We start from the raw sequence: 8,911 nt of genomic DNA, 5'->3' as shown, positions 1-8,911 counted from the left end.
GGTATGTATGATGAAAAGTATGTTAAGCGTTTATAAAATAAATTTCATAGTACAGCCCATGGGGAATTTGTGAGTCGTGTCTGTTTTTTATTCGTAAGATTGTAGCTTGTTCGATTTTATTACTTTATTCATTCACAACCATGGGCTGCCATTTATCAGTCGATGGTTTTTTATTTTTAGAATGAATTTATTCATTAAGAAAGAAACCCATATTCGATGCGGTTTCTTTTTTTACTTTAAAATTGGAGGGCTACAATTGAATTTACAAATATTAGGTTGGAATTCAGATTTTGAAGAAACTTTTCAAGAATATAAAGAACAAGGATTTGAAGTTGCAAGGGTTGTATTAGAGCATAAAAGGGTATATCGAGTTTTATCTAAATACGGTGAGCTTTTGGCAGAAGTATCCGGCAAACTGCGGTTTCATGCACTCGAACGTCAGGATTTTCCGGCGGTTGGGGATTGGGTTGTGATTCGCGCAAGACCCGAAGAGCAAAAAGCAACGATTCATGGAATTTTGCCCCGTAAAAGTAAATTTTCCAGAAAAGCTGCTGGAAGTACAACTGAGGAGCAAATCGTGGCTGCGAATGTTGATACAGTTTTCCTTGTTAATGCATTAAATGCTGACTTCAATGTTCGCCGGATTGAAAGATATGTGTTAACCGCCTGGGAAAGCGGAGCAAACCCGGTGATCATTTTAAGCAAAGCTGATTTATGCAATGATATAGAGGAAAAGATTCAACAGGTTGAGACAGTAGCATTTGGCGTACCCATCTACGCCATAAGCGCTGAAAAAAATATCGGATTAGAGCAGCTCGCCCCTTATATTATCGAAGGAAAGACAATTGCTTTACTCGGGTCCTCTGGTGTTGGAAAATCAACCATCACCAATGCTTTATTAGGTCGACAAAAACAAGAAGTGCAAACGATTCGCGAAGATGATGATCGCGGACGGCATACAACGACCCATCGAGAATTAATCGTTTTAGACAGTGGCGGAATTTTAATTGACACGCCCGGGATGCGCGAGCTACAGCTTTGGGATGCTAATGAGGGATTTCATCAAAGCTTCTCAGATATTGAAGAACTATTCGAATGCTGCCGTTTCCGGGACTGTTCTCATACGAAGGAACCTGGCTGTGCTGTCCAGGAGGCACTTTTGGAAGGGACATTGGATGAAGGCAGATACGTAAGCTATGTAAAGCTGCAAAAGGAGCTCGCTTTTTTAGAAAGAAAAAGCAATCGGCGGGCTGCATTAGCAGAAAAAGCAAAGTGGAAGCAAATCTCGAGCTCCCAAAAAAATAATAAAAAATAAATAATGTCTGATCTTTTAAACCTATAAAAAAATGGTGGGGACGCGGTACCTGTCCCTGCGTCCCTACCATCTACATATCGTCTCTATTCTTTATACCTAAGGTATTTGGATTAAGTTCTTCAGCAATTTCAGTTGCCATATTGAAATTAGTTTGAAATGGATTTTTGTTTACTTGGAATTTATTAACTACAGTTTTACTAACTTTTTTATATCCATTTTGTAGTGGCTGTCTTAGTTTTTTATTCCTTCCTCCCACTAACCCTAAAATCGTTATTCCTAAGATAGAAATCGGTATCCAGCTTTTATTGTTTCTTTTTTTTCTTGCAAAAGCTCTAAAGAGACGTTGACTACTTAAAACTTTAAATAACGAAGAAAGTATCTGGGTGTAGTTCATGTATATAGCCCTCCAATCATTGTAAGGTACCAATATTATTTTGTGTAAGAACCTTTAAAATATAGGTGGCATTTATAGGCTAGGTAGGAAAATTGAAGTTGAATTATGTAGTGAGCAATAAGAAAAAAGGACAGAACCTATATCTAGGTCTGTCCCTTATCAACAATTTAAGATTCTTCTAATGCAGGTTTTCCCGCTTCAAGTAATACTTTATTTCGACCAAGGAAAACGGCTAGTACGATAATGAATATTCCAGTTCCAACTAACAGCCATTCAATTTTGATGAAATCTGCAATTGGACCGAAGATTAGCATTCCAAGTGGCATCATTGAGGTTGAAATCATCCCCATTACGCCAAAGACTCGCCCTAAATAATCTTCTTCTACTTTCTCCTGTAACAAAACGGTTGCTGGAGTATTAAATATTGGCATGGCAACCCCGAATAAGGCCATGAAGGCAAAATAAACCCAAAAATTTGGAACAATACCAAGTGCAAAAGTGCAGACACCCATGATTACACTTGAGAACCCCAACGTTTTAATTTTATTATCGAAGCCCCCCCATGAAGCGATTATTCCTCCACCAACCATCATGCCAATGGAGAAGGCAATTTCGATTGCTGCTAATCTCCATTCGTCTGCACCAAAACTTCTTGTAACCTGAAGTGGCGTCAAAAATGCCGCTGGTGCCATTAACACAAAGAATACCGCAAAGAAAAGAAAGAATGTCTTTAGAAAACTATGGTTATTCACATACTGCAGCCCTTGTTTAAAATCACTAAAGTAGCTTGTTGTTTGTTTCTCGGCAGCCTTCTCATGTACAGAAATTTTTAAGAACACAAGCAGCGTGAAAATCGCAATTGCTGCCGTAATCACATCAATAAAGAATATCATTTCAATTGAGAAGAATCCTAAAAGTGCTGCACTAACCATTGGAGATATGAACATAATAACAGCTTGAATACTTCCATTTGCTCCGTTCACCTTCGTTAGTTTATCCTTAGGAACAATTTGCGGTAGAATAGCACCGACAGCTGGCATTTGAATTCCCGTTCCAAAGGCACGAACCGCTGCCATCACAAAAAGCAGCCAGATTGCATCAAATCCCATTAAAAAGAGAATGGCAAGAATTAAAGTTGCTATTGCGATAAGTGAGTCTGCTAAAATAATCAGCATTTTTCGGTTATAGCGATCCGCCCAAACCCCTGCAACCGGTGACAAAATAAAGGTTGGAATAAAACCGCAAATGATATATAACGTCATCATCAAACCAGATTCCGTCTTCAAAGTAATGTGCCACATAATGGCGTATTGAACCAAGGACGATCCAAAAAGTGAGATTGACTGGCTACTTAAAAAGAGAACTATATTCTTTAACCAATTCTCCTTTAGATTATTTTCTATTGTATTCATAATTAACAACTCATTTCTATTTAATTTTTTATAAGATTTGCTCCTACATTCATACACATCGAACCGTTCATTTTTAAAGACAACAAAAAAAGAGGGAATCCTCGCCCCCTCTTTTAAACAACCGTTAAATATAGGTTTCCTTAAAAATAGACAGACCAATCCCGTTGCTCTGAAAATAGGCAGAGCATTCAAACGTATTTAATTAACGAATGAAAGATGGGAATCGTAATCTAATTGACGCTGTCACAAGGAAAACCTCCATTTCTTATTAGATGTTAAAATCATAACAAATCGGCCATATTAATACAATAGACTTGGGGAGAAAGGTACAGGTTTAAAGCATGTGCACTTTTAGATTTTATTAAAGGAAACATAAATCACCTTTCAATAGGTATGAATTGGAAAGGAACACGTACTTTTTCACATACACCATTCTTATGATAAGCGTTTAGCTTTCCTTCATACATAGGTTGAAACCTAAATACTTTTTGTAAGTCATTCGGCGCAATAAGTGATGGAGGTTTTTCAAAATTAACACTGTCACCCTCATTCAGTACGGAGGCAACAAACTGAGAACAAAAGAATGCTTTTTTTCTTTTCAATGGCTTATTAAACATAACCCCAAATAACCCTAAAAAATTATAGCGATAATATTCCTTTTGTGCTTCAATTTCGGTTATATAACGTTTCATCTTTTGTATATCAACTTCTGTGACTGTAAAAGAATAGATGGCACAATCAGCCTGTTTAAATAAACCTTTCCTCACATCTTCTTTTACAAATCCACCGATAAATGGATTTCTAGCTGTCTTTCTTCCAAAACTATAGACCTCTGACATTTCGGAATCAAAGGATATTGACGCGTGGTTATATGGTTTCTTCGTATATAGCTTTATCAACTTTGTAAATAATGTACCTGTATCTGTTAAGAGTATATACACCTTCTTTTTTGACATAATCATTCTCCCCATCATAATGAAATCATGTGTTCATCATACAAAATAAAAGGAATGGATTTAACCAACCTGAGACTAAATAATACCTAGGTCGCTGGTCGTATTTCTAAAAGTAAATGGAGCCATTTTTGTGTGATTCACAAATATATAAGGTGGAAAATAGATTGAAGGACATTCCGAAAAACGAAGAAAAGACTGAACCCTTATTGGATTCAGACTCGCATAATCTCATTACTTATCAATTTGTTGCGGCAATATTAAGTATAGGTAGAACTTTTATCTTTCCTCTTGGTCCACAGCCTCGTTGGCACCTTCGCCCACCTTGTTGCCTAAAGCTCCTCCGGCAATAGCTCCCGCAACTGTACCAAGTGGACCTAACACTGATCCTACTACAGCACCAGCAGTTGCACCGGCACCTGTACCTAGCGCCTCGCCAGCAGTGTTATCATCACGATTTCGTTTGTTATCAGCCATTTATCCCACCTCCTCCTTGGGAAATGCTTTTGCTCTTCAAACTTCCCTCAAAAGGTAGTTTGCTCAAAGTCGCTACGTAATTATCAAGTGTTTATTTCCTCATTTCCCCAATTCAATCATAGTACAATTTAGGTGACCATCATTTTAAATACACATTTTTATATTTTGTTTGAATTTACACAAACATTTAAATACATTGTTTGATTATATATTTGACAACAAGGGATTTTTTAGTTAGTATTTTTATTACCAAACAATATAATGATTTGTTTGTTATATATTAAATATTGATTGGATGTGTTTGAATAGTGGATATTTCAGAAAGCTTTTGGAATGCGTCATTAGAAGAGCTTAAACAAGGATATATTGAAGAGTCAGACTCATATTTTTGCCTTTTATGTGGCGAGAAAATTGAAAAAGGGATCATTTATCCTCATGAAGGAATTTTTTATGAAGCCGAGAGATATATGCGTGTTCATATTGAAGGCTCCCACAAATCCGTATTTGATTATTTAATTGGGCTTGATAAAAAACTGACAGGGCTTACCGATCATCAGAATCACCTGCTCCGTCTTTTTTATCAGGGCAAAAGTGATAAAGAAGTTCAGACTGAGATGGGGATCGGCAGCACCTCTACAATTAGGCATCATCGTTTTGCATTAAAAGAGAAAGAACGTCAAGCAAGGACCTTTTTAGCTATTATGGAGCTTTTAAAAGAAAAAGATCAGCATGCGCCAGCTTTTGTCCCTCCACATAAAACAGCAACAATGGTTGATGATCGCTATGCTATTACGGAAGAGGAACAAAAAGAAATCACTAAAAAGTTTTTACCTGAAGGGATCAATGGACGACTATTAAAATTCCCACCAAAAGAAAAACAAAGGTTGATTATCCTTCGAGAAATAACAAGGCGATTTGAAACGGATATGATTTATACGGAAAAAGAAATTAATCAGGTTATAAGGGATATGTATGATGATTATGTCTTAATTAGGAGATATTTAATTAGTTATGGCTTTTTAGAAAGAAAGGCCGATGGGAGTCAATATTGGCTGAAAAAATAAAGTTGGAAGTGAGTGTCTACAATGGATCGAAAAAAGGAATTGAAACAACAATATAAGGAAACACCAATTGAGGCTGGTGTTTATCAAATAAAAAACACTCAAAATGGAAAAGTATTTATCGGTAGCACCAAAAATTTTAAAACATTAAATGGGTTAAAATTTAGTTTAGAGGCAGGCTCACTTATGAATAAAGAGCTACAAGAAGACTGGAGACAATATGGTGCGAGTGCATTCAGTATTGATATATTAGAAACACTCAAAAAGAAAGAAGACCCATATTTTAATGAAAAAGAAGCTTTGTTGGAACTTGAGAATAAATGGTTAGATCAGATTCAGCCATATGATGATCGAGGATATAACAAGAAAATGACTCGTTAATTAAGGGAAAGAGGGAGTGGTACATTGTCCCAGGAATTTTACATCCTTAATAATAAATGATGGGACACGGAACCTGTCCCCGCGTCCCAGTGAAAAATAACCTAGTTTATTAAACCATTTGTTTCCAAATAATCCTTAGCAACTTCAAAAGGACTTAATCCTTCTACATTCACTAGGAAATTCATTTCTCTCATTTTATCATCCGTTATTTTCCCTGATAATTTATTTAAAGCATCTGCGATTTCCGGATACTTCTTAACTGTTTCTTCACGTAATAATGGGGCCCCTTGGTAGGGAGGGAACAAATGCTGATCATCCTCCAACACTTTAAGTTGATATTGTCGGAGCTCACTATCAGTTGAATAGGCATCAACTAAATTAATCTCACCTGATTCGACTGCTACATAGCGTAATTTCGGCTCCATCGTTACGAGATTGGGGAACTGAATACCGTATAGTGACTGGATACCAAGGTACCCATCTTCACGGTCTGAAAATTCCAATGTAAAACCAGCATTAATTTTATCTTCTCTACCTTTCAAATCGGAAATGGTTTCTAGCCCAAATTCATCCGCAAAATCATTTGGGACTGCCAAGGCATATGTGTTGTTAAACTGCATTGGTTTCAGCAAGACCATATTAAATCGCTCCAATAATCCATCCCTTGCTTGTTGATAGACCTGTTGGCGATCTGTACTGTTTGCTGTTTCTTTTAAAAACTCTGAAATGGCTGTTCCAGTAAACTCCGGATAAATATCGATGTCCTCAGATCTAAGTGCGTTGAAGACAAAAGACGTTTTGCCCAGACCTGGTTTTAATTCAACCTGCAAATCTGTTTCATCTTCAATTAAGATTTTATACATATTAATTAATATTTCAGGTTCTGAACCGAGCTTTCCGGCAATCACAACTTTTTGATCTTGATGTCCAAAAAACGGAGCGACGATAATAGCGAAAGCCAATAGTCCAATCGTACCAAGGGTAATAAGGACTTTTTTATATGTTAGATTTTCAAACTTTTTTAGTAAATAATCAAATAGGATCGCAAGGAGTGCGGCTGGTATGGCTCCAAGCAAAATCAGATTTGTATTATTTCTATCAATTCCTAGAAGAATAATATCCCCAAGCCCTCCAGCGCCAATTAATGCGGCAAGTGTGGCTGTACCTACGATTAACACCATTGCTGTCCGAATCCCGGCCATGATAACAGGCATTGCTAGCGGAAATTCCACCCTTATTAATCTTTTTCTTGAGTTCATTCCCATCGCGCGGGCCGCTTCAATTAATGAGGAATCAACTTCTTTAATCCCTGTATATGTATTTCTCAATATAGGTAGTAGTGCATAGGCAACTAAAGCGATAATTGCCGGGACTTTTCCAATACCAAATAAAGGAATCAGGATACCCAACAAAGCTAGAGAAGGTATGGTTTGAATCACCGATGTTATGCCGATTATCCCTTCTGCTACCTTTTTATGCCTTGTTAAATAAATTCCAAGCGGAATCGCAATGATTACTGCAAAGAAAAGGGCGATAAAAGAAATCTGGACATGTTCTAATAAAGAACTAACTAATTGATCTTTTCTTCCCAGAAATTCTTGTATAAAATCGTTCATTTGTCAGCCCCCTTTTTCCAATATTGTAGATAGATACTTCATAACCGACCCGCGATCTATATATCCGATTAGGTTTCCATCTTTTTCTATCGTTAATTGTTCATGTTGAGATAAGAGATCCAAAATCTCTTTCATTGGAGTTGAGGAAGATACGATAACAGCAGAGGTTTTCTCTACTTCATTTCCAATTACCGGTTGAAGTAAATCTTCCAAATTAAAATCAATATCCTCATTTTCACTTTTCCCTCGGACAAATTCTTTCACAAAATCATTTGAAGGATTTGAAATCAGTTGATGTGGTGTTCCGATTTGAACAATTTTTCCGTCCTTCATTATGCAGATTCGATCTGCTAGTTTTAATGCTTCTTTCATATCATGGGTGACAAAAACAGTGGTCTTTTTGAGATTTTTCTTTAACTTTAATAGTTCATCTTGAAGTTTTTCACGACTTATTGGATCCAAGGCACTAAATGGCTCATCCATTAGTATAATCCCAGGATCGGCAGCAAGCGCCCGGATAACACCAACTCTTTGCTGTTGTCCTCCAGACAGTTCACTTGGTTTTCTGTTAGCGTATGTTTCGTAGTCTAAACCAACCATATCCATAAGTTCAGAAATTCGTTGTTTAATTTTGTCCCTTTTCCATTTTTTCAGCTCAGGAACAATCGCAATATTTTCCTCTATTGTCATATGTGGAAAAAGGGCAATCTGTTGAAGAACATATCCGATATTCCATCTCAATTCATGGATGTCATATTCGCTTATTTTTTTCCCATCCATAAAAATAGTACCATCTGTTAGAGGAATTAACCGATTGATCATTTTTAGAGTCGTCGTTTTCCCGCAACCACTTGGTCCGATAATGACCACAAATTCCCCTTGCTGAATTTCAAATGATAATGAATCAACAGCAACTGTTCCATCTGGGTATCTTTTAGATACATTTTCAAATTTAATCATAGAATGATTTCTCCTTGTTATAGGATAAGTTATTAACAACTTTCACCACTTGACTTGGGCATTGAACGTACCACAACTACTAGTCTAAACTAATACAACATAACATTAGCATGTATATCACGTTTTTCATAAGAACATGCATCTTTATTTAAATACAATTTAACTTGCACTTGACTTATAAAATGAACATAGGATATAAAGTAAGTGGAAGTATAAAAATTCCTTCACTAAAGGAGTATGAGTTTATGTTATCGGTGGTTCTTAACTAATCCATAATTGGATAGCTGGAAGAAGCAAAAACGTAGCAAATGCTATGTTTATTTTACTATGGCTTCTTTTAGA

The 8,911-nt window shown here is 36.6% G+C and carries 9 protein-coding genes; 3 read left to right on the top strand and 6 right to left on the bottom strand.

The genetic code is table 11. From position 1 onward, the window contains the following. The first annotated feature begins 256 nt into the window (after positions 1-256). Complete coding sequence (rsgA, locus tag V7112_RS18040; RefSeq protein ID WP_335422392.1) at positions 257-1,315, top strand: ribosome small subunit-dependent GTPase A; 1,059 nt, start codon at positions 257-259, stop codon at positions 1,313-1,315. A 70-nt stretch (positions 1,316-1,385) separates the two neighbouring features. On the opposite strand, the gene V7112_RS18035 is transcribed toward rsgA, so the two are convergent. From V7112_RS18035 to V7112_RS18020, 4 genes are all read right to left on the bottom strand, one after another. Beyond that, positions 1,386-1,709: a hypothetical protein gene (locus V7112_RS18035; RefSeq protein ID WP_335422390.1), complete on the bottom strand. Its 324-nt coding sequence runs from the start codon at positions 1,707-1,709 to the stop codon at positions 1,386-1,388. 167 nt (positions 1,710-1,876) lie between these two features. Further along, positions 1,877-3,121 carry an MFS transporter gene (locus V7112_RS18030; RefSeq protein WP_335422388.1) on the bottom strand — a complete coding sequence of 415 codons (1,245 nt, stop codon included), beginning with the start codon at positions 3,119-3,121 and terminating at the stop codon, positions 1,877-1,879. 377 nt (positions 3,122-3,498) lie between these two features. Then, positions 3,499-4,077, bottom strand: a complete 579-nt coding sequence (locus V7112_RS18025; protein ID WP_335422386.1) for a hypothetical protein — start codon at positions 4,075-4,077, stop codon at positions 3,499-3,501. A gap of 276 nt (positions 4,078-4,353) precedes the next feature. Next, the gene (locus V7112_RS18020; protein WP_335422384.1) at positions 4,354-4,551 is read right to left on the bottom strand and encodes a hypothetical protein; all 198 of its coding nucleotides are present in this window, start codon (positions 4,549-4,551) and stop codon (positions 4,354-4,356) included. A gap of 308 nt (positions 4,552-4,859) precedes the next feature. Between V7112_RS18020 and V7112_RS18015 the strand changes: the two genes are divergently transcribed. After that, on the top strand, positions 4,860-5,615 hold the full coding sequence (locus V7112_RS18015) for a DUF2087 domain-containing protein (RefSeq protein ID WP_335422382.1): 756 nt from the start codon (positions 4,860-4,862) through the stop codon (positions 5,613-5,615). 21 nt (positions 5,616-5,636) lie between these two features. Beyond that, a complete protein-coding gene (locus V7112_RS18010; protein WP_335422380.1) occupies positions 5,637-5,993 on the top strand; it encodes a GIY-YIG nuclease family protein in 357 nt (118 codons plus the stop codon). Positions 5,994-6,094: 101 nt separating this feature from the next. On the opposite strand, the gene opuFB is transcribed toward V7112_RS18010, so the two are convergent. Both opuFB and V7112_RS18000 read right to left on the bottom strand, forming a co-directional pair. Continuing rightward, complete coding sequence (opuFB, locus tag V7112_RS18005; RefSeq protein WP_335422378.1) at positions 6,095-7,609, bottom strand: osmoprotectant update ABC transporter permease/substrate-binding subunit OpuFB; 1,515 nt, start codon at positions 7,607-7,609, stop codon at positions 6,095-6,097. Positions 7,610-7,612: 3 nt separating this feature from the next. Further along, entirely contained in the window at positions 7,613-8,569 is a 957-nt protein-coding gene (locus V7112_RS18000) for an ABC transporter ATP-binding protein (RefSeq protein WP_335422375.1), read from the bottom strand. Positions 8,570-8,911 lie beyond the last annotated feature (342 nt).

Source organism: Bacillus sp. JJ1566 (assembly GCF_036962685.1).
GTDB lineage: Bacteria > Bacillota > Bacilli > Bacillales > Bacillaceae_L > Ferdinandcohnia.
Note: the sequence above shows the minus strand (reverse complement) of the source record. Positions and strands in the feature narration are given on the sequence as shown.

What these genes read in the sequence shown, in the direction of transcription:
- V7112_RS18035 (WP_335422390.1), bottom strand. Translation starts at nt 1,709, where the DNA reads ATGAACTACACCCAGATACTTTCTTCGTTATTTAAAGTTTTAAGTAGT.
- V7112_RS18030 (WP_335422388.1), bottom strand. Translation starts at nt 3,121, where the DNA reads ATGAATACAATAGAAAATAATCTAAAGGAGAATTGGTTAAAGAATATA.
- V7112_RS18025 (WP_335422386.1), bottom strand. Translation starts at nt 4,077, where the DNA reads ATGTCAAAAAAGAAGGTGTATATACTCTTAACAGATACAGGTACATTA.
- V7112_RS18020 (WP_335422384.1), bottom strand. Translation starts at nt 4,551, where the DNA reads ATGGCTGATAACAAACGAAATCGTGATGATAACACTGCTGGCGAGGCG.
- V7112_RS18010 (WP_335422380.1), top strand. Translation starts at nt 5,637, where the DNA reads ATGGATCGAAAAAAGGAATTGAAACAACAATATAAGGAAACACCAATT.
- opuFB (WP_335422378.1), bottom strand. Translation starts at nt 7,609, where the DNA reads ATGAACGATTTTATACAAGAATTTCTGGGAAGAAAAGATCAATTAGTT.
- V7112_RS18000 (WP_335422375.1), bottom strand. Translation starts at nt 8,569, where the DNA reads ATGATTAAATTTGAAAATGTATCTAAAAGATACCCAGATGGAACAGTT.